The sequence below is a fragment of the Thioalkalivibrio sp. ALE11 genome (genome assembly GCF_000381205.1).
Taxonomy (GTDB): domain Bacteria; phylum Pseudomonadota; class Gammaproteobacteria; order Ectothiorhodospirales; family Ectothiorhodospiraceae; genus Thioalkalivibrio.
Genome location: NZ_KB906170.1, coordinates 122,841 through 142,753, shown reverse-complemented (window position 1 = coordinate 142,753; position 19,913 = coordinate 122,841). Strand labels below are relative to the sequence as shown.

At 67.3% G+C, this 19,913-nt stretch carries 17 protein-coding genes and 1 tRNA gene; 6 read left to right on the top strand and 12 right to left on the bottom strand.

Translation table 11 applies throughout. From position 1 onward, the window contains the following. Positions 1–8: 8 nt before the first annotated feature. Complete coding sequence (locus F620_RS0109485; protein WP_019570373.1) at positions 9–2,528, bottom strand: ABC transporter permease; 2,520 nt, start codon at positions 2,526–2,528, stop codon at positions 9–11. After that, positions 2,525–3,235, bottom strand: coding sequence for an ABC transporter ATP-binding protein (locus F620_RS0109480; RefSeq protein WP_019570372.1), 711 nt, complete (start codon positions 3,233–3,235; stop codon positions 2,525–2,527). Before F620_RS0109480 ends, F620_RS0109485 begins: the two co-directional genes overlap by 4 nt. Here F620_RS0109480 and F620_RS0109475 point away from each other — a divergent pair. After that, positions 3,234–3,935, top strand: coding sequence for an arylesterase (locus tag F620_RS0109475; protein WP_018870781.1), 702 nt, complete (start codon positions 3,234–3,236; stop codon positions 3,933–3,935). The two genes, F620_RS0109480 and F620_RS0109475, sit on opposite strands and share 2 nt — an antisense overlap. A 9-nt stretch (positions 3,936–3,944) precedes the next feature. Here the strand turns inward: F620_RS0109475 and F620_RS0109470 are convergent, their stop codons facing one another. Further along, entirely contained in the window at positions 3,945–4,277 is a 333-nt protein-coding gene (locus tag F620_RS0109470) for a hypothetical protein (protein WP_018870782.1), read from the bottom strand. A gap of 164 nt (positions 4,278–4,441) precedes the next feature. On the opposite strand from F620_RS0109470, the gene F620_RS0109465 reads away from it, so the two are divergent. Beyond that, a tRNA-Arg gene (locus tag F620_RS0109465) sits at positions 4,442–4,518 on the top strand. A 9-nt stretch (positions 4,519–4,527) separates the two neighbouring features. Here the strand turns inward: F620_RS0109465 and F620_RS0109460 are convergent. The 3 genes from F620_RS0109460 to F620_RS0109450 are packed head-to-tail and all read right to left on the bottom strand — an operon-like array spanning position 4,528 to position 9,056. Continuing rightward, positions 4,528–4,839 (bottom strand): circadian clock KaiB family protein, encoded by a 312-nt coding sequence (locus tag F620_RS0109460; protein WP_019570371.1) that lies wholly within the window; start codon positions 4,837–4,839, stop codon positions 4,528–4,530. Continuing rightward, positions 4,836–6,551: an ATPase domain-containing protein gene (locus F620_RS0109455; RefSeq protein ID WP_019570370.1), complete on the bottom strand. Its 1,716-nt coding sequence runs from the start codon at positions 6,549–6,551 to the stop codon at positions 4,836–4,838. Before F620_RS0109455 ends, F620_RS0109460 begins: the two co-directional genes overlap by 4 nt. A 15-nt stretch (positions 6,552–6,566) precedes the next feature. Then, on the bottom strand, positions 6,567–9,056 hold the full coding sequence (locus tag F620_RS0109450) for a GGDEF domain-containing phosphodiesterase (protein ID WP_231373887.1): 2,490 nt from the start codon (positions 9,054–9,056) through the stop codon (positions 6,567–6,569). Positions 9,057–9,731: 675 nt separating this feature from the next. Here F620_RS0109450 and F620_RS0109445 point away from each other — a divergent pair. Then, positions 9,732–10,325: a CBS domain-containing protein gene (locus F620_RS0109445; RefSeq protein WP_018869305.1), complete on the top strand. Its 594-nt coding sequence runs from the start codon at positions 9,732–9,734 to the stop codon at positions 10,323–10,325. A 26-nt stretch (positions 10,326–10,351) separates the two neighbouring features. Here the strand turns inward: F620_RS0109445 and F620_RS0109440 are convergent, their stop codons facing one another. From F620_RS0109440 to F620_RS0109430, 3 genes are read right to left on the bottom strand one after another with little or no spacing between them, the layout of a single operon-like run. Further along, complete coding sequence (locus tag F620_RS0109440; RefSeq protein ID WP_018869306.1) at positions 10,352–11,434, bottom strand: succinylglutamate desuccinylase/aspartoacylase family protein; 1,083 nt, start codon at positions 11,432–11,434, stop codon at positions 10,352–10,354. Next, positions 11,435–12,340 (bottom strand): 30S ribosomal protein S6--L-glutamate ligase, encoded by a 906-nt coding sequence (gene rimK, locus F620_RS0109435; RefSeq protein WP_019570368.1) that lies wholly within the window; start codon positions 12,338–12,340, stop codon positions 11,435–11,437. Further along, complete coding sequence (locus tag F620_RS0109430; RefSeq protein WP_018869308.1) at positions 12,337–12,837, bottom strand: RimK/LysX family protein; 501 nt, start codon at positions 12,835–12,837, stop codon at positions 12,337–12,339. The genes rimK and F620_RS0109430 overlap by 4 nt, the downstream gene beginning before the upstream one ends. Positions 12,838–12,983: 146 nt before the next feature. Here F620_RS0109430 and F620_RS0109425 point away from each other — a divergent pair, with 146 nt between their 5' ends. Together F620_RS0109425 and F620_RS0109420 are read left to right on the top strand one after the other, a co-directional pair. Beyond that, a complete protein-coding gene (locus tag F620_RS0109425) occupies positions 12,984–15,137 on the top strand; it encodes a TonB-dependent siderophore receptor (RefSeq protein WP_019570367.1) in 2,154 nt (717 codons plus the stop codon). A 66-nt stretch (positions 15,138–15,203) separates the two neighbouring features. Then, positions 15,204–16,283 (top strand): lipoate--protein ligase family protein, encoded by a 1,080-nt coding sequence (locus tag F620_RS0109420; protein WP_019570366.1) that lies wholly within the window; start codon positions 15,204–15,206, stop codon positions 16,281–16,283. Between the two features lie 125 nt (positions 16,284–16,408). On the opposite strand, the gene F620_RS0109415 is transcribed toward F620_RS0109420, so the two are convergent. Both F620_RS0109415 and F620_RS0109410 read right to left on the bottom strand, forming a co-directional pair. Next, entirely contained in the window at positions 16,409–17,404 is a 996-nt protein-coding gene (locus tag F620_RS0109415; RefSeq protein WP_019570365.1) for an SPFH domain-containing protein, read from the bottom strand. After that, positions 17,401–17,925: an NfeD family protein gene (locus F620_RS0109410; protein WP_019570364.1), complete on the bottom strand. Its 525-nt coding sequence runs from the start codon at positions 17,923–17,925 to the stop codon at positions 17,401–17,403. Before F620_RS0109410 ends, F620_RS0109415 begins: the two co-directional genes overlap by 4 nt. A gap of 138 nt (positions 17,926–18,063) precedes the next feature. On the opposite strand from F620_RS0109410, the gene ppk2 reads away from it, so the two are divergent. Next, positions 18,064–18,897, top strand: a complete 834-nt coding sequence (gene ppk2 / locus F620_RS0109405) for a polyphosphate kinase 2 (RefSeq protein ID WP_019570363.1) — start codon at positions 18,064–18,066, stop codon at positions 18,895–18,897. Positions 18,898–18,915: 18 nt separating this feature from the next. Here the strand turns inward: ppk2 and F620_RS0109400 are convergent, their stop codons facing one another. After that, positions 18,916–19,911 (bottom strand): serine/threonine protein kinase, encoded by a 996-nt coding sequence (locus F620_RS0109400; RefSeq protein WP_231373886.1) that lies wholly within the window; start codon positions 19,909–19,911, stop codon positions 18,916–18,918. Between the last annotated feature and the right edge of the window lie 2 nt (positions 19,912–19,913).

The following is a 19,913-nucleotide window of genomic DNA, read 5'->3' as shown; positions in this document are numbered from 1 at the left end:
CCACCGCGTCACTCCGGCCCGCGCAGCACCGTGAGCGGTGCCTGATCCAGCACCCGCCGGGTTCCCAGCCACCCGGCCAGCGCGATGCCCAGGGTGCCGCCGCCGATCCCGTAGACGAACGTCATCGGGTTGACCCGGTAGTCGAAGTCGAACACCTGCCAGGCCAGCAGGGCCCCGATCACCGTGGCGATGATCGCGGCCAGCAGCCCGGCGAGGAAACCCAGTGTCCCGAACTCGGCCAGCAGCGCGTTGCGGATGTCGCGGCGCCGAGCACCCAGGGTGCGCAGCAGTGCGGCCTCGCGCCGGCGGACGTCGCGGGTCGCCTGGACCGCGGCGAACAGCACCGTCAGCCCGGCCACCAGGGTGAAGAGGAACACGTATTCGACCGCGCGCGTGGCCTGTTCGATGATGTCGCGCACGCGCTCCAGGATCGCGCTGACATCGATCGCGGTGACCGCCGGGAAATCGCGCAGCCAGCGGCTCTGGGCGTCGTGCATGTCCTCCGGCAGGCGGAACGCGGTGATATAGGTGCGCGGCTGCTCGCCCAGCAGGGCGGGAGCGCCGGTGACGAAGAAGTTCACCCGGAAGCTGTCCCAGTTGACCTCGCGCACGTTCGTGATGGTCCCGCGCACCGCGCGTCCGCCGATGCGGAAGGTCAGGCTGTCGCCCAGTTCCAGCCCCAGGCGCTCCATCAGCCCGGCCTCCACCGAGAGCCCGTCGGAATCCGGCTGGTCGAGGGTCCAGTGGCCTTCCACCACCGGGTTGTGCTCCGGTGGCTGCTCCGCGTAGGACAGGTTGAACTCGCGGTCCAGCAGGCGTCGGGTGCGCTCGTCGTCGAAGTCCTCGGGCCCCACCGGCAGGTCGTTAATGGCAACCAGTCGGCCGCGGATCATCGGGTCCATCTGCGGCCGTTCCAGCCCGGCCTCTTCCATGCGGTCGGCCAGCCGGTCCTGTTCCCCCGGCTGGATGTTCACGTAGAAGTGGTTGGGCGCGTCCTCGGGGATGCTGGCATCCCAGGCCTCCAGCAGGTCGACGCGCACGATCGCCAGCAGCAGCAGCGCGAGGATGCCCACGCTGAAAGCCACCAGCTGCACCGCGCTGAGCCCGCCGCGCCGCGCCAGATTGGCCAGGCCGAAACGCAGCGCGATGCCGCCGCGGTCACGCAGCGGGCGTACCGCCAGCACCAGGGCCGCCCCCAGCAGGCCGAGGATCAGCAGGGCCCCGGCCGTACCCAGCAGGACCCACAGGGCGAGCTGCGCATCGGCCGCCTGCCACCAAAGCAGGGCGCCGAAGGCCGCCACCGCCAGCCCGCCCGACAGCCACACCGAGGCCGACGGCAGGCCGATGTCGCGGCGCAGCACCCGCAGCGGCGGGATCTGCCCGATGCGCAGCATCGCCGGCAGGGCGAAGCCGGCGGCGGTGATCAGGCCGACGCCCAGCCCGGCCACCACCGGTCGCAGGCCGGGTGCGGGCAGATCGGCGTCCAGCCAGTCGCCCAGCAGGGCGGCGAGCACGAACTGCGCGGAGAAGCCGATGGCCAGCCCGATCAGCGAGGCGATCAGGGCAACCAGCAGCACACGCCCGAAATACACCGCCAGCACCCGCCGCGCACTGGCACCCAGGGCGCGCATGATCGCCGCCGAGTCGGCGCGGCGCTGGGCAAAGTGGTGCGCCGCCACCGCGATCGCGGCCCCGGCCAGCAGCACGGCCATCAGCGACGCCAGGCCGAGGAAGCGCTCGGCGCGCTCGATCGCCGCGCGAAGCTCCGGATCGGCATCCTCCAGGCCCTGGATGCGCTGCCCGGCCTCCAGACGTGGTTCCAGCCACTGCTCGAACCCGGCCACCGCGCTGTCCGCCCCGCGCAGGTGGAACTGGTAGCGCACGCGGCTGCCGGGGCCGATCAGTTCGGTCGATTCCAGGTCCTGGTAGGCGAGCAGCAGGCGCGGTGCGAGATCGGTGAGCGCACTGCCGCGGTCGGGTTCCAGGGTCAGGACCGCAGTGATCTCCAGGTCCCGGCGGCCGACGGTGACCGTATCCCCCGGCTCCAGACCGAGGTCGTTCAGCAGGCTGCCTTCCAGCCAGGCCTCGCCGTGCTCCGGGCCCTCGGTCACGGTCCGTTCCCGGCCCTCGGTGTCGCGGATGCGGGCCTCGCCCACCAGCGGCCAGTCGGGATCCACCGCGCGCAGGGAGCTCAGTCGCGAGCGGTCTTCCGCGCCGAACAGCACCGAGGGCAGGGCGGCCGTGCGCACCTGTTGCAGTCCCCGCTCGCGGGCCTGTTCCACCCACTCGTCGGGGATCGGGTCGCGCGCGACCACCGACAGGTCCCCGCCCAGCAGGGAGGCCGCCTCGTCGGCCATGCCGCGATCGACGCGGTCGGTGAAGAAGCCCACCGCGGCCACCGCAGCCACCGCCACCACCAGGGCGGCGGCCAGCACCCGCAGTTCGGCCGAACGCCACTCCTGGCGGGTGCCTCGCAGCCATCCCCGCAGCTGGCGCAGCGGATGATGCAGTCCGGCCGCCGGACTCATGCCAGGACCCCGTCCTGGATGCGGATGATGCGATCACAGCGCTGCGCCAGTTCGGGGTCGTGGGTGACCAGCAGCAGGGCAGCGGGGGTGCGACCCGGTTCGGGGTCGTCGGTGAGGGCAAACAGGTGTTCGATGATGCGCTCGCCAGTGCGTCCGTCGAGGTTGCCGGTGGGCTCGTCGGCGAACAGGATGGCCGGCCGGTCGACGATCGCGCGCGCGATCGCCACGCGCTGCTGCTCGCCGCCGGAGAGCTGGTGCGGATAGTGGCGCGCGCGTTCGGTCAGTCCCACGCGCTCCAGTGCCTCGTGGGCGCGGCGGGTCAGCTCCGCGGCCGGCTGCTGCGCGTGTTCCGGGTTGAGCTCCAGTGGCAGGAGGACGTTTTCCAGCGCGGTCAGGGCCGGCAGCAGCTGGAACGACTGGAACACGAAACCGACCCGTCCGGCGCGCAGGGCCGCGCGGCCGTCCTCGTCCAGTTCGCTGATCGTCTGGCCCAGCAGTCGAACTTCTCCGCCACTGGGGGCGTCAAGACCCGCGAGGAGACCCAGAAGGGTCGACTTGCCCGAGCCGGAGGCGCCGAGGATGGCGACCGTCTCGCCCGGGTTGACCGCCAGGGACACGCCGCGAAGGATGTCCAGCGTGCCGCTGGGCCCCTCCACCCGCTGGCGCAGGTCCGTGGCTTCCAGTACTGCTTGCGAGGATGCATCCATGTCGCGTTTCCCGTTGCTGGTCGTTGGGTATCTTGCCCTGCTGTTGAGTCTTCCGCTCGCCGCGAATTCCCCGCCGGAGGAGAATTCTGCCCACAAGGCCCCGGAGGACGACACCCATCGCCTGCTGGTGTTCGGCGATTCGCTCAGCGCGGCGTGGGGCATGAGCGAGGACGAAGGCTGGGTGGCCCTGCTGGAAGATCGCCTCGAAGCGCGGGATGGCAGCTGGCGAGTGCACAACGCCTCGATCAGCGGCGAGACCACGGCCGGCGGCCGGCAGCGCCTCCCGGACGAGCTGGAACGCGTCGAGCCGGATGTCGTCATCCTCGAGTTGGGCGGCAATGATGGCCTGCGCGGGCTGGCGCCCGCCGCCATGCGCGAGAACCTCGAGGCCATGCTGGATGCCATCGACGCCGCGGGCGCGCAGACCCTGCTGCTGGGCATCCGCATCCCGCCCAACTACGGTCCCCAGTATACGGACCGCTTCGAGGCGGTGTTCCGGGACCTGGCGGAAGAACGCGAGCTGGCCTTCGAACCGTTCTTTCTGGACGGCGTGGCCGACGACGAGGTGATGATGCATGACGACGGGATCCATCCGGCGGCCGAGGCGCAGCCGCAACTGCTGGAGAATGTCTGGCCGGAACTGGAACCGCTGCTGGAGCAGGTCGAAGCCCGGGAAACGCTGAACGGCAACCGGGACTGAGGCACCGGTTCAGTCTTCGGGGCGCAGTTCCTCCCGGCAGCGCTGCAGCACCTCGGCCGGGATCAGCGCGCGCAGCACCGGATGCAGATCGGGTTCCACCTCGCTCAGCAACGGCAGGGTCCGCACCCGGGAATGGCGCGACAGCGGATCACCGTACTGATTGGTCTGGATGCTGCGGTCCACCCCGGCATCCATCAGCGCGATGCCCGGCTGACCGCCCGGCCCCTCGTCGAGGATGTCGACCAGTTCAACCACATGTCCGTCCACCTCGCCACGCACCCCTACCAGCGGGCACAGCAGATCGATCAGACGGCCGGTTTGCTCCGAGTTCAGCTTCTCCATGACCGTACATTAGTTCGCCGGCGCGCGGGGCGCCACCCCGTGCCGCCCCGTTAAGTTTGAATCGCACCCGATGCGAGCGGAATGGCAGGAGCCTGCTTGCAGGCGAACCGGGCGGCGTTTTCGACATGCTGTCTGCCACGCGTATAATCCGGTTTCCCGCCCGCGTCTCCGTAGCTCAGCTGGACAGAGCAACCCCCTCCTAAGGGGTAGGTCGCAGGTTCGAATCCTGCCGGGGACGCCATCTTCCGGTTTACCCGTCGGTTCCCAGTTCGGCCAGGAACCGCCGCAGCTTCTCCTCCTCGGACAGATCCCCGTAGAGCACGGAGACTTCGCCATGGGTGTCGGTCTTCAGCAGTGATGGCGTGGCGAACACCGACTGGGTGATGCCCTGTTCGGGCTGTTCTAGAAGATCGACCTCCTGAGGTTGCATGTCGGAGCGGCCGATTTGCTCCAGCATTCGGGCGAGGTTGGCCCGCGCGCGCTGCGAGCGGGGTGCCGATCCGGTTACGAAGAGGGTCAGCACGGGGATGGAGGCTTCGCCATGGTCCTGATTCTCGTTCAATGCTGTTTTCCTCCGTCGGCATGCTGACCTTCTTTGAAGGGTTCCGGATCGTGATCCGGGTCCCGGCGGCGGCGGATTTCTTCGTGATAATCGTGTTCCAGACGATCCGTCTCGCCGCTTGTCCGATCCAGGTGGTCGCGTTCGGCCTCCAGGCGCTGTTGTTCTTTCTCCGCCTGCAGGATGCGCTGTTCCAGGTCCAGGCGCCGACGTTCGCGTTCCAGCTGTCGCTGGCGCTCCCGCTCCTGATCCTCGCGTTCCTTCATCGCGCGCGCCGTCCCCATCAGCACCTCCGAGCCGGATGCGTAAACATCCGCGAGGTCCAGTCCGCTGTCGGACAGGATTAGTTCGCGCTGCTGATTGGAGTGAGCCGAACCGCGCGATTTCACGATGGACAGCGACCGGTTACGTTCGCCCCCGCGTTCGTTGTAACCGACGACAATCCAGGTATCGGCCAACGTGGAGACATAGCCCAGGGTGGCTTCTCCCTCCGGGTCCTCTACACCGCTCAGTGCGGTCAGGACGGTGGTGATGCCGCGTCGCCGGGCCAGATCGGTCAGCTGCTCGGTCGCCAGATGGGCGCCTTCGGTGGCACTGGCTTTCAGCAAGGCGGAGACCGGATCGATGATCAGACAGTCGGGAGCGAATCCGTCGATGAGGCGTCGCAATGCGAGGAATTGTTCGGTGACGCTGGAGGCGTAGGCGGAAAAATCCTGAAAATGGACGACCCCGCGGGCCATCGGGGTGGCCAGGTCGATGCCCACCGATGTCAGGTTGCGCACGTAGGCCGATTCCAGCTCATCGAAACTGATGTACAGCACGCGTCCGCCTTCCCTTGCCCGGGTCTCTGCGAAGGTACCCGCCAGGGTGCTCTTGGCGGTCCCGGGGCGACCGGAGATCAGCAGGCTGGAACCGCGATGGATGCCGCCATCCAGGAGGCTGTCCAGACGCGGGATGCCGGTGGTCAGCCGTTCGCTGCCGGCCGCTGGCTGACCGATCGGAGGGGCCTCGTGGTAGGGGAGCTGAATGCCCTCGCCATCGATCAGCATTGGCATTTCGTCGGCGACATGGTCGCTTCCCCGATACTTGGTAATGCGCAGTGAGCGGTTGAGCTTCTGCTGGACCACGCGCGCCGACAGCAGCAGGCTCGACGACAACAGGAACTCGATGCCCTCCAGCCAGGCCGGTGCGGGGCCGTCACCCCGTGCCTTGCCGGTGATCAGCACCGCCTGACCGTGGGTCTCGCAGTGATCGTTGATTCGGCGGATCTGCTCGATGGCGGCATGCGGGTTTGGCTGGAGCTGCAGGAGCTGGTCGATGCCGTCGAAAATCACCCAGCCTGCATCGCCGTCGGCCGCGGGCGTGACGGCACTCAGCAAGCCTCCCATGTCGAATTCGCCGGCCGCCTCGGCCCCCGGATGCGGGCGTGCGTCGATCAGCTGCCAGCGTTCGGAGTCCAGCAGCCCGGCGCCCCAGTCGAACGAGGCGGCGTCGCGCCTCACCTGCTCGGGCGATTCCTCGAAGGTCATGAAAACGCCGCGTGCACCCTGTTCCACCGCTCGGGCCAGGATCTGCAGACACAGGACGGTCTTGCCGGCGGCGGGTTGGCCGAGGACAAGCGTCGCCTGGCCTTTGGGCAGGCCGCCGCGAGTGGCGCGGTCGAGCCCGACGATACCGGTTTCGAACTTTTGCAGTGTGTTTTCGGGTCGGTCCATGCGGACTCCGGTTGTTCAGGTCGATGGCGGGTGAGTGCTGCCCAGCGGCAGGCGCCCTCGCTGCTCCAGCAACCAGCGGAAGTCCTCCGCTTCCAGCGGCATGCTGTAGTAATAGCCCTGTCCGAAGGGGCAGGCCATTTCCAGCAGGGCCTCCGCAACCTGCGCGGACTCGATGCCTTCGGCAATGACTTCCGCATCCATCGCCCGGGCCAGTGTCACCACCGTCTCCACGATGTGGCGATGGAAAGGTTCGTCCAGCAGATGGAACACGAAGCCCTGGTCGATCTTGATCTCGTCGAAGGGATATTCCTTGATGTAAAGCAGCGAGGAATAGCCGGTGCCGAAATCGTCCAGGGACAGGCGCACGCCCATTTCATGCAGGACGCGTATCTGTTGCAACAGGGCGGGAGACTGCCCGATGAACACCCCTTCCGTAACCTCCAGTGCCAGTTCCTCGGGGGCGACCCCCGATACTTCTAGGATGCTTTGCACGCGTCGTGCAAAGTTGCCGACCTCGAACTGCGTCAGCGACACGTTGACCGCCACACGGACCGGTTCCAGGCCCGCATCGCGCCATTCGCGCAGATGCCGGCAGGCCTGCGCGAGCGCCCAGTCGCCCACTGCGGTGATCTGCTGACTCTGTTCGGCCAGGCTGATGAACAGGTCCGGCGGGAGCAGGCCGCGCTCGGGGTGATTCCAGCGCAGCAGCGCCTCGCAGGACACCAGCTGGCCACTGGCCAGGTCCACCTTGGGCTGGAAGTGGAGTTCGAGCTGGTCCTCCTTGAGGGCCTCGCGCAGGTCGCGCGTGAGGTCGATGCGCTGCTGGGTTTCCTCGAGCAGTTCAGGGGTGAACGCCGACCATAGTTGGGAAACCTCGGCATGGTTGCGGAACTGGGCGAGCTCCGCCTCGTGCAGCAGATCCTCCGCCGTGCGACGCCGGGTACCCATACGAGTAAAGCCGATGCGAATCGCGACCTCGAACTCCGCGCCGTGCATCGCGAAGGGCGCGGTCAATGCGTCGTGCAGCTCGCCCAGCTCGAGTTCCGGCGGCTCGCGGGGTTCGGGGAGGAACACAACGAATTCGTCGCCGCCGATCCGGCCGGCCAGGCCGTGGTCGCCCGCCTGTCCTTTCAGACGCTGCCCGAATTCCTTCAGCAGCCAGTCGCCGGCCTCGTAGCCGTAAGACTCGTTGATGTCGCGCAGTGCCGCGATGTCCGTGATCACCAGGATACCGGCCGGATGCCAGTGCTCCCCATCGATCCGTTCCTGCAGCGCCCGTTCGAAGCCAGAACGTGACAGCAGTCCGGTCAGGGCGTCCTCGAAGGCGAGCCGGCGAAGTTGCTCCTCGGCCTTCTTCAGGGAGGTGATGTCCTGCTTGATCGCCACGTAGTTGATGACCCGACCCTGTTCGTCCTTGAGCGGCGAAATGACATCCTGTTCCCAGAACAGGGTTCCGTCCTTGCGCCGGTTCTGGATCTCTCCGGTCCAGGTCTCCCCGGCGGTGATGGTGCCCCAAAGATCCCGATAGACCTCGTCCGGCGTGTTGCCGCTCTGGATCCGGGCCGGTGTCTGGCCCAACAGCTCATCTCTGGAATAGCCGGAGACCCGTTCGAAGGCCGGGTTCACGTATTCGATCTGGCCTTCCAGGTCGGTGACGGCGACCGCCGCCGGGCTCTGCTCGATAATGTGGCGGAACTGGTGGAGCTGGCGCTCACGTTCGCGGTGGCGGGTCAGATCCTGGAAGGCCCCCTGGGCCCCCACGATGCGGCCTTCAGCATCAAAAAGCGGTTCGCCCAGTGCACGTACCCAATTGCGCTGTCCTTCGGTGTCAATGATGGCCAGCTCTTCGTCGTAGGGGAGCCCCCGTTCGATGCAGTCGTTGAACAGGGTGCGGATCCGGTCGCGCGACTCGGGCGCGTAGAAGTTGATCCCCTCCTCGATCGGCGGGGCGTAACCCGCTGGCATGCCATGGATCTCGGCGACCACCGGTGACCAGGCGATTCGCCCGTCATCGAGATATACTGACCAGCCGCCGACGCGGGCGATCTGGCCGGCCATCTCGATCAGGTGGGCCTGGCGTTGCAGTTCGTTCTCGGCCGTACGCAGGTCGGTGACGTCGGTAATGACCGCTCCCGCCCGCTGTTTCCGGTCGAGACCAGGGCCAAGCGGATAGTAGTTCACCCGGAGTCGACGGCGCTGGCCATCGGTCGTGGTGCGCTCGGTCTCGTACCTCACAGTCTCCCCGCCCAGGCAGCGATCCAGATAGGGTTTGACCGTTTGCTCGAAATAATCCGCGCCCAGTATTTCGGGCAGTGAACGCCCCACGAGCTCCCCGTCAGTCAGCCCGTAATGTTCGCGGTAGGCGCGGTTGGCCCATATGTAGCGGTAATCGGCATCGGCGATGCCGCACAGATCTTCGCTATTTTCCAGGAGGTCGTGGAGGTGCTGGAGGAGCTCCTTCTGCGCCCGCAACTGCGCGGAAGTCTCCCCCGAAGAGTGGAGCATCCGGCGGAGCGTCGCTGCGAGATCGGTTTTGTCTGCCTGCTCTCCGATGGGCACCAGGGCCTGCGAGGCAGCCTGCCGGTACTCTTCCAGCCTGATTTTTAGCGTTCGTTCGGAGGCCTTCATGCGGCGAAACAACAGCCGGAAAGCGAGTGCCGCGAGGACGCCGGAAAGGGAACCGGCGATCAGTGCCGTGAGCAGGCACACATCAACGCTGGCAAAACCGTCCGGGATCAACCTGGAAGACCCGGTGAAGTGCTTTCACCGGACCATCTGCCGGCAGAGCCCTCGGGAGCGACCGGGTGAACCGGGTGCTGCAGCGGTTCGTGGCAGGCAACTTCACCAGTCCGCGGCAACACGAACTCGAAGGAACATCGAGTGGGTGTCATTTCCAATACAAGCCTTGTATGCGTCCAGTCCATAACGATACAGGGCTCGACTTTCGACAGTCGAGTGGTTGCAGCTTTTCAGCTGTATCTAGGGGGTCAATATCAATCCACCGAATTCATCCTGCCATGTGGTCGGAAAGCCGCTGGCCGGCCCGTCCGAGTCGGCGTGGATTCATGTCGTCGCGGCAGCCTCAATGACACTGAACGAAGATTTCTGACTACACTCCGAGGGAATGACCTTCGTGCGGGGTTCGCGCGAGGGCCGTGCAACCACGTCAAGGAGCGGTTCATGAACAACAGCTTTGCCCCCATCCAGACTCGCCCGCTGTCCGCGGATACCGCCGTGCTGCGTTGCGACGGTGTCCTGGCGCCGCGGGTGACACCGGATTCACCGGCGGATCGCGCCATGACCGATCTGCGCAAGGTGCCGGCGGTGACGACCATGGCGGACATGCGGGCCGACGAGGCGCTGCAGCGGATGATCCATGCCGGGGTCCGTCTGTTGCTGGTGGTCGATGCGCAGGACTCGGTGAAGGGTGTGGTGACGGCCCGCGACATCATGGGCGAGGGCCCGGTGCGGGCGGCCCAGGAAGAGGGGATCCCCCGCGAGGCGGTGGAAGTGAAGCACGTAATGAGCAGGGTCAGCGAGCTGGAAGCGATGGATCTGGACAAGGTCGAACATTCGCGAGTGGGCGACGTGGTCCGGACCCTGAAGAAATCGGGTCGTCAGCATGCCCTGGTGGTGCTGCGCCGGGATGATGGCAGCGAGGCCGTGTGCGGGCTGTTCTCGGCCACCCAGATCGGGCGCCAGCTGGGGGTGGATGTGTCCCCCGAAGGGCCGGCCCAGTCGTTCGCCGAGCTGGAGCGGTCGCTGGCGTCCTGAGCCGTCGGGGCGGGGGCGGAGGCCTCTCAGGGGCCTTCGCCGCGCCCGTTGCCGCCGTCTGCGTAGGGGTAGCCCGGCGCCTCGAGGTCCTCCTGAAAGGTTTCGAGGCGTTCCACGGCGATGTCGGTGCGGTGGAACTGGGCGATGTGGAAGACCGCGTCGCCTTCGTTCACCAGGGGCAGGCGCAACTGGCCGATCACGATCCCCGATACCGGGGCACGGATTTCGGTCTCGCGTTCGCCGAACGGGTCGGAGACGATCGCCAGAAGGGTCTGGTCGCGGGTTACGCGGTCCCCTTCGCGCACGAAGATCCGCAGGATGCCGCTTTCCGGTGCGCGTACCCAGCTGGCGGAACGCGCCATCACTGGCTCCTTGCGCCGCCGCTGGCGGGGCGGCGCCGGCAGCATGCCCAGATAGCGCATGACCTCGATGATCCCGTGAACCCCGCCGCGGATGGAGAGCTCGTCGAAGCGCAGGGCCTCGCCGGCCTCGTACAGCAGGATGGGGACCTGCCGCTCCGCGGCGGCCTCGCGCAGGGAGCCGTCGCGCAGGGCCGAGTTGAGGATCACCGGTGCGCCGAAGGCCTGCGCCATCTCGCGGGTCTCGCGGTGGTCCAGGTTGGCGCGGATCTGCGGCAGGTTGGAGCGGTGGATCGCGCCGGTGTGCAGGTCGATGCCGTGGGTGCTGTTGTGCACGATCTCGCGCATGAACAGGCGTGCGACCCGGGCCCCCAGCGAGCCCTTGCGGGATCCGGGGAAGACGCGGTTGAGATCGCGCCGGTCGGGCAGGTAGCGGCTCTGGTTGATGAAGCCGTGCATGTTGACCACCGGCACCGCCAGCAACGTGCCCTTCATCCGCCGCAGGGCCGGCACCTTGAGCAGGCGCCGGATGATCTCGACGCCGTTGATCTCGTCGCCGTGGATGGCGGCGCTGACGAACAGCACGGGCCCCTTCTGCCGGCCGCAGACCACCTGCACTGGCATGTGCGCCGGGGTATGGGTGTACAGGCTGCCGACTTCCAGTTCGACCGTGCGCCGTTCGCCCGGCTGCACGGTGGTGTCGCCCAGCGTGACCGGGCGGTTGCGGCGGGCCCGCGGCAGTCCGGCCATTCAGCCGCGACCCTTGGTCTTGGTGCGGTTGGGCTTGGCGTTCTTCTGGATGAAATCGATGATCATCCCGGCGACGTCCTTGCCCGAGGCGGCCTCGATGCCCTCCAGTCCGGGCGAGGAATTGACCTCCATGACCACCGCGCCGTGATTGGACCGCAGCAGGTCCACGCCGCAGACGTTCAGGCCCATCACCTTGGCCGCGCGCACCGCGGTGGCGCGTTCCTCCGGGGTGATGCGGCAAAGCGCCGCGCTGCCTCCTCGATGCAGGTTGGAGCGGAACTCGCCTTCTTTCGCCTGGCGCTTCATCGACGCAACCACCTTGTCGCCGATCACGAAGCAGCGGATATCCGCCCCTTTCGCCTCCTTGATGTACTCCTGCACCAGGATGTGCTGCTTGAGCCCCATGAATGCCTGGATCACGCTCTCGGCCGCCTGCTTGGTCTCGGCCAGCACCACGCCCAGCCCCTGGGTGCCCTCCAGCAGCTTGATCACGCAGGGGGTGCCGCCGACCGTGTCCAGCAGGTCCTCGATGTCGTCCGGCGAGTGGGCGAAGCCGGTGACGGGCAGGCCGATGCCGCGGCGTGACAGCAGCTGCAGGCTGCGCAGCTTGTCGCGCGAGCGCGAGATGCCCACCGATTCGTTCAGCGGGTAGACATTCATCATCTCGAACTGGCGCAGCACCGCCGTGCCGTAAAAGGTGATCGAGGCCCCGATGCGCGGGATCACCGCGTTGAATTCATCGAGGATATCGCCCTTGTAGTGGATCTGCGGGTTGTGCGCGGTGATGTTCATGTAGCAGCGCAGCGGGTCCACCACCCGCACTTCGTGCTCGCGCTCCTGGGCGGCCTCGACCAGGCGGCGGGTGGAGTAGAGCTTGGCGTTGCGCGACAGGATGCCGATCTTCATGGGGTTTCCCGGGGGCTGGTTGCGGGTTCGTCGTCGTGGTCCTGCTGCAGGCTGTCGGGCTGCTCCGGGGGTTTCCCCAGGGCGAAGGATGCGCCGGGGTCGACCAGAAACCGGCCCCGCATCGCCTCGCGCCCGAGCAGCATGCGAAACAGCATGGTATCGCGAGCGGTCAGGGACAGATCTACCGGCAGCAGCGATTCCCCGATGCGTACGGGCGTACGGATGAAGTAGCGGTCGCTCTGGTGGCCGCCGGAGTCGGTGACCGGGCGTACATCCAGCACCGGGGCTTCGCACCAGGTCTCGGTCGTGCTGTCGTGCTGGCGCGGGTGCATGCCGAAACGGACCCATTCGTGCCCGTCGCGCTGGAAGGTTTCAATCGCGAACGCGTGCAGCGCCGAGCTGCGCGCGCCGGTATCGACCTTGCACTTGATCCAGTCGAGCCCCAGTTCCGGCAGCCCCACCCACTCGCGCCAGCCCAGTAGCGGACGGGTCTTCATCCGCCCCTCGCGGGCCCGATTTCCGGGTACAGCCGATTGCAGTACATCAACGTCTCCTGATGAAGTCCATGTGAGCTGTGGGGATCGGTTTGCGGCCCGGCCGTCAGGTGCCTAAATTGCGCGGCTTCGGAACGGGGGAGATCACCATGACGCAACGTACCATCGGGAAGACGACTCTGGCCACGCTGCTGGCCCTGCCGGGCGCGGCCCTGGCCCAGGACGAGGCCGTGGAGCTGGCACCGGTATCGGTGACGGCCACCGGCTACGAGACCCTGATCGAGGATACGCCGGCATCGGTCACGGTCATCGACCGCGACGAAATCCGCAACCGCCCGGGGGTGGGCGTCGGTGATCTGCTGCGTGGCGAGGCGGGCCTGGCCACCGCGGTGGACGGTTCGGTGGGGCAGGACCCGATCATCCGCGGGCTCAAGCGTGACCAGGTCCTGGTGCTGGTGGACGGCGTGCGGGTCAACGCGATGCAGCCGCCGGCGCGCGGCTCGCTCGCCTCCTACGTGAACATGGACCTGATCGAACGCATCGAGATCGTGCGCGGCCCGAGCTCGGTGCTCTACGGTTCCGGCGCGATGGGCGGGGTGATCAACATCATTACCCGCAGCGGCGATTTCACCGAAGAAGAGGAAATGAACGCCTGGAGCCGTCTGGGTTACAGCTCGGTGGATCGCGGGCTGCGCACCGCGCTGGGGGTGACCGCCTCCAACGAACGCCACGTGCTGGACTTCTCCACCGCCTATCTGGATACCGACGACTACCGCATGGGCGACGGCGACCGCCTGGACGACAGCGGGACCCGCCAGGAGGCCTATCACCTGCGCTATCGCACCCGCCTGACGCCGGATCACGAACTCGGTTTCCGTGCCCAGCGCGACGAGCGCGAGGACGTGTGGTATCTGGCGTCGCGGACGTTCAACCCCATGGATCCGGCTAACCTCGATCCCAATGATCCGGATGAAGCGGCCCTGCGGATGCAGGCGCCGCCTCAGGGGCTGAATACCCATTACACGCCGACGCAGACCCGGGACCTGCTGGAGGCGACCTACCGGGGCGATTTCGGTGGCGCCTGGGCACCCCGGGTCGAGGCCTCGATCTATCGCCAGGAGCTCTCGCGCGGCAACTACGACTGGAGCCATGCGCTGGGGCGGGACTACCGCGTCTCGGACACCGATTTCACCACCGACGGGGCGCGGATTCAGACCGAACTGTTTCCGACCGACAACCAGATCCTGCTGGTCGGTGCCGAGTACTGGCGCCTGCGGGCCGGTCCGGATTCCTATATCGGTAACGTGAACCAGGATTTCCGGCCGAATGACGACGACGCACTGTTCATGGATCTGATCGATGACGGACAGATCGATTCGCAGGGCGTGTTCGTGCAGCACGAGACCTTCCTCGATGCCGGCACTCTGAACCTCGGGGTGCGCTACGACCGCGTGGAAGGGGATGCGGATGCGGTTTCCGGCCATGACGGGGATCTGCAGCAGGTGGATCACAACCTGAGCTGGTCGGCCGGCTTCAACTGGGACCTGCGCGAGGAGGTCAATCCCTATGTCAGCCTGTCCGAAGGCTATCGTTCGGCCAGCCTGATCGAACGGTTCCTGACCTACCCCTACAGCGACGGCAACTTCTGGCAGGCCGATCCGCAGCTGGATCCCGAGCGCAACCGGACCCTCGAGATCGGGGCGCGCGGCAATCTGCAGGGCTTCAGCTACATGGTCTCCGCCTACGAGAGCCGGATCCGCGACTACATCGGCGGCGTGGTTCCGGAGGCGGGCCAGCGCCAGACGGTCAACCTCGACGAGGCGCGTATCCGCGGGGTCGAGCTGCAGGTCCAGCGCCCGTTCACCGAACACGTGACCGGCGAGTTCACCGGCACCTGGATCCGCGGCGAGAACCGCGACAGCCGGTTCGACGAGCCGCTGGCGGAGATGCCGCCGCCGGAGGCCAGCATCGCGCTGCGCCGCTCGGTGGAGCAGGGCTGGCAGTGGGAAGGCCGGCTGCGTGCGGTGGCGCGCCAGGATCGCACGGCGGACCGCTTCACGGATAACACCGAACGCGAGACTTCCGGCTTCGCGACCGGGGATCTGCTGGTGGGCTATCGTTTCCAGCCGTCCGGTCTGCTGCGCCACAACGAGCTGACCTTCCAGGTGAACAACATCGCCGACAAGGCCTACCGCGAGCACGTGACCGGCCAGCGCGAGGATCAGATCGACCCGGCGCGTGGCGCGCAGGAGATCCTCGCCCCCGGCCGCAGCTTTGGCGTGGTCTGGTACGCTGAGTTCTGATCCGGCCCGCGACCGGAGCCGTCATGGATACCGGGGCCGCGGCCCCGCTCGATCAGAGGAAGGAAGATGCGTTTGCGCGTGATCGATTTCGGGCAGCAGCCCGCACTGCGTTCCCAGGCCGTGTACCACGGCGTGGCCGAGGCGATGGGGCCGGACGACGATCCGGTCCTGACCCTGGTAAACCCCGATGATCCCTACGTCTGCGTGGGGCTGCATCAGGAGATCGCCCTGGAGGTGGACGAGGAGTACTGCGAGGAACAGAACCTCCCCATCGTGCGCCGGCATGTGGGTGGCGGCGCGGTGTATCTGGACCGCGACCAGATGTTCTTCCACTTCATCTACCCGAGCGCGAAGGCCCCGCGCATCGTCTCGCAGATCTATCAGAAGTTCATCGATCCGGTGATCCACACCTATCAGGATCTGGGGGTCAACGCGACCTTCCGTCCGGTGAACGACATCCACGTCGACGGGCGCAAGATCGGCGGCACCGGCGCGGCCAGCATCGGCGACGCCACCGTGATGGTCGGCAGTTTCATGTTCGATTTCGACACCGCGACCATGGCGCAGTGCCTGAAGGTGCCGTCGGAGAAGTTCCGCGACAAGCTGCGTGCCGGCATGGAGGACTATATCACCACGCTGACCCGCGAGCTGGGCGAGAAGCCGCCGCGCGAGACGGTGCGCGACGCCTTCCTCAAGCGGGTGGGCGAGGAGCTGGACGTGGACGTCGAGCTGAGCGAGCCGACGGCCGAGGAGGTCGCCGCTATCGATGAACAGCTGCAGGCCCTGGCGGATCCCGAGTGGACCTATCGCAAGGGGCGCAAGTTCGTGGAGATGGGCGTCAAAATCGCCGCGGGCACGCATCTCACCGAAGGCGCGCACAAGGCGGCGGGCGGGCTGATCCGCGCGCAGCTGATGGAGAAGGACGACGAGATCGCCGATCTCCTGCTGTCCGGCGACTTCACGGTGTTCCCCGAAGACGGCATGGACCGGGTCGCGGAGGCCCTGCAGGGGATCCCGCTGGAGGAGCCGGTGCTGCAGGATGCGGTGGCCACGGCCATGTCCGGAGTGGGGCTGGATGCCCCGGGTATCGAACCCGGGGATGTGGCGGCGGCCATCCTGGCGGCTCGCCACCACGAACCCCACTGAGTCGGGTGCGGGCCGTACCACGGCGCCGGCCGGACAGGCGCCGCGGCGAGGCCGGTGAGGCAAGGCCGTGGCGGTCGGTCCGTTCCCCGGACCGACCGCTTTGTGCCTGCCGGGTGGGCGCGGTGTCAGCTGCCCTGCGCCGGGGAGCCGCTCACCGGCGCGGCCGGGCTGTCGACGCTGGACATCGCCCCGGCACCGAACAGGTCGCGCATGCCGCCCAGTGATCCCAGCAGGGCGGTGCCTTCCATCGGCACGAACACGCGGTCGCCCTGTTTGGCCAGTTCGGGCAGCATCTCGATGTAGCGCTGCGCGATCAGGTACTGCACGCCGGCCATCGGGTCCTCGGCCTTGCCCTCGAGGGCGGCCATGACGTTCTGGATGGCCTCCTTCTCGCCCTGGGCTACCAGGATGGCGGCCTGTTTCTGGCCCTCGGCCTTGGCGATCTCCGCCTGCTTGTCACCCTCGGCCTTCTGGATCTCGGCTTCCTTGTAGCCCTCGGCCTCGCGCACGGTGGCGCGGCGGTTGCGCTCGGCGACCATCTGCTGGTTCATCGCCTCGCGGATCTCCTGCGGGGTGTCGATGTCGCGGATCTCGACGCGGTTCACCTTCAGGCCCCACTTGTTGCCGGCCTCGTCCATCACCGTCTGCAGGCGCGCGTTGATCTCCTGGCGCGACTCGAAGATCTTGTCCAGCTCCATGGTGCCGATCTCGGAGCGCAGCGAGGTCTGGGCGAGGGTCTGGATCGCCAGCACCAGGTTTTCGGTGCCGTAGACCGCGGCCTGCGGGTCCATGATCTGGTAGTAGAGCACGCCGTCGATCTGCACGCCGACGTTGTCCTGGGTGATCACCGACTGGCTGGGGAAGTCCAGCACGACCTCGCGCATGTCGATCTTGTCCTCGGTGCGGACCACCGGCTGGTCGTTCTTGAAGGTGAGGATCGTGATCGCCCGGGGACGGTCGATGAACGGGATGATCAGGTTCAGGCCCGGCTCCAGGGTGCGGTGGTACTTGCCGAGGCGTTCGATCACCTGGGCGCGGCGCTGCGGGATCATGGTGATCCCCATGCTGAGGAAGACCGCCACGAGGACGGCGATGGCGATGAGGGTGATGAGCGTATTCATGCGGGATTCCCTTCGTTGGTGTGGCTGGAGTGGGTGCCGGGGTCGTCGCCGGCCGGGCGGACCACGGCGGTGATGCCCTGGAAACGCTGGATGCGCACGGCGTCGCCTTCCTGCAGGGTCTGGTGCGGGTCCTCGGGGCGGGCGGGATAGGCATCGCCCAGTACGCGCACGCCGAGCCCTCCATTGTAGGGTTCGAGGTGCAGGATCTCGTCGCGCACCCGGGGGTCATCCGGCGGCCCCTGCTGCGGGCGGCCGGCCCAGCGGCGGCCGACCCAGAACGCCAGGGCGCCGGCCAGGATCATGCCGACCACGCCGGCGCTGAGCTGGCCGGCCAGTTCGGCACCGAAGGCCGCGGCCACCATGGCACCGAGGGCGCCGCCGGCCAGTACGAGGGTGATGCCGCCACCGCCCGACATCAGCCCGCCGAGGATGGCGAGGTCGATGATCAGGATCAGCAGGGCGGCGAGCAGCCAGATCTGCCAGGGATCGAGGGCCCCGGCCCAGGAGGCGATGTCGGCCATGATTCGGTTCCTTCCGTTGCGTGGTTCGACCCTGCCCGACTCGGCACGGGCTTGCAATGCTTGGTCACGGTCCCGAGTGGATGCCCGCGCCCCGCACGGGCTGTCATACTCAGGGTTTGCGATGGCCGGAGACAGCAGATGGCGGACGGGGAACGCCTGCGGCGCTTTTATGCCGAGGACTACAACAAGGAAGGCGTGCTGCGGCGCAAGGTCTATGAACGCGAGCTGCGGCGGCTGCAGGTGGAGCTGATCAAGCTGCAGCGCTGCGTGAAGGCCGAGGGCCGCCGCGTGGTGATCCTGTTCGAGGGCCGTGACGCGGCCGGCAAGGGCGGGGTGATCAAGCGCATCATGGAAAAGAGCAACCCGCGCATCGTGCGTACCGTCGCGCTGGGGAAACCCTCGGACCACGAACGCGGGCAGTGGTATTTCCAGCGTTATGCCGCGCACCTGCCTACGGCGGGCGAGATCGTGCTGTTCGATCGTTCCTGGTACAACCGGGCCGGGGTCGAGCGGGTGATGGGCTTCGCCTCGGAAGAAGAGGTGCAGCGCTTTCTCCATGCCTGTCCGACGTTCGAGCGGCTGCTGGTGGAAGACGGCATCGAGCTGTACAAGTACTGGTTCTCGGTCAGCGAGCAGGAGCAGGAACGCCGCTTTCAGGCGCGGGTGGAGGACCCCGTCAAGCGCTGGAAGCTCTCGCCCATGGACCTGAAGTCCCGGGAGCTGTGGCACGAGTTCTCGAAGGCCAAGGACGACATGCTGCGCCATACCGATACCGCGCATGCCCCCTGGCGCATGGTGGATGCGGACATCAAGCGCCACGCGCGGCTCAACTGCATCGCCGATATCCTCGAGAATATCCCTTACAGCGACCATCCGCCCGAGAAACCGAAGCTGGAACCGCGCGTCTGGGCCCACGACCAGGAAGCACGTGGCCCGCTGCTGACGGGCAAGTACATCCCCGCACGCTACTGACGGGGCGTACGAGGAGCTTCAGGGCAGGTTCAGAGGGGGCTCGTCGAGGGCGGCGCGCTGCTCGCGCAGCGTGAGGATGTGCTCCTCCCAGAAACGCGGGGTGTAGAACACCGGGAAGCCCTGGACGAAGGCCGGGTCGTCCGCGCGCCGGGCGAGCCAGGCGGCGTGGCGCAGGATGCGCAGGGCCCGCAGCGGGGCGATCAGGGCCAGCTCGCGGCGGTCGAAGGGACGAAAGTCCTCGTATCCCTCCAGCAGGTCCAGCAGCTGTCCGGTCATGGTCGGCGTATCGCCGGACAGGAACATCCACAGATCCTGCACCGCGGGCCCGGTGCGGGCGTCGTCGAGATCGACGAAATGCGGGCCGGCATCGGTCCACAGCAGGTTGCCGCGATGCGTGTCGCCGTGCAGGCGGATCGCCGGGACTTCGCCCAGTATCGGCTCGAAGTCCCGCAGACGCTCGACCAGATCGGCACTGAGGTCGCGGTAGACCGATACCAGCTCCGGCGGCAGATGCGCGCCGGACAGGACATCCTCGCGGGCCGCGGTGGCCAGACCGGCAAGGTCCATGATCTCGCGATGAAGGAAGGGGGCGGCGGCGCCGACGGTGTGGATGCGGCCGATGAAACGTCCGATGCGTTCCAGCACCTCGGGATGTTCCAGATCGGGACTGCGGCCTCCGCGCTGCGGGTACAGCGCGAAACGGAACCCGGCGTGTTCGTGGAACGTCTCACCGGTGGCATCCGCCAGCGGGGCGACTACCGGGATCTCCGCCGCCGCCAGCTCGAGGGCGAATGCGTGCTCCTCGCGGATGGCGGCATCGCTCCAGCGCCCGGGACGGTAGAACTTGCCGATCACCGGGAGAGAGCGGCCGTCGCCCCCCTCGGTGCCGATCTGGTAGACCCGGTTCTCGAAGGAATTGAGCTCCAGCAGCCGCCCGTCGCAGCGCAGCCCGGTGGTTTCCACCGCATCCAGGATGCATTCGGGGGTCAGGGCGTCATAGGGGTGGCTGCTCATGG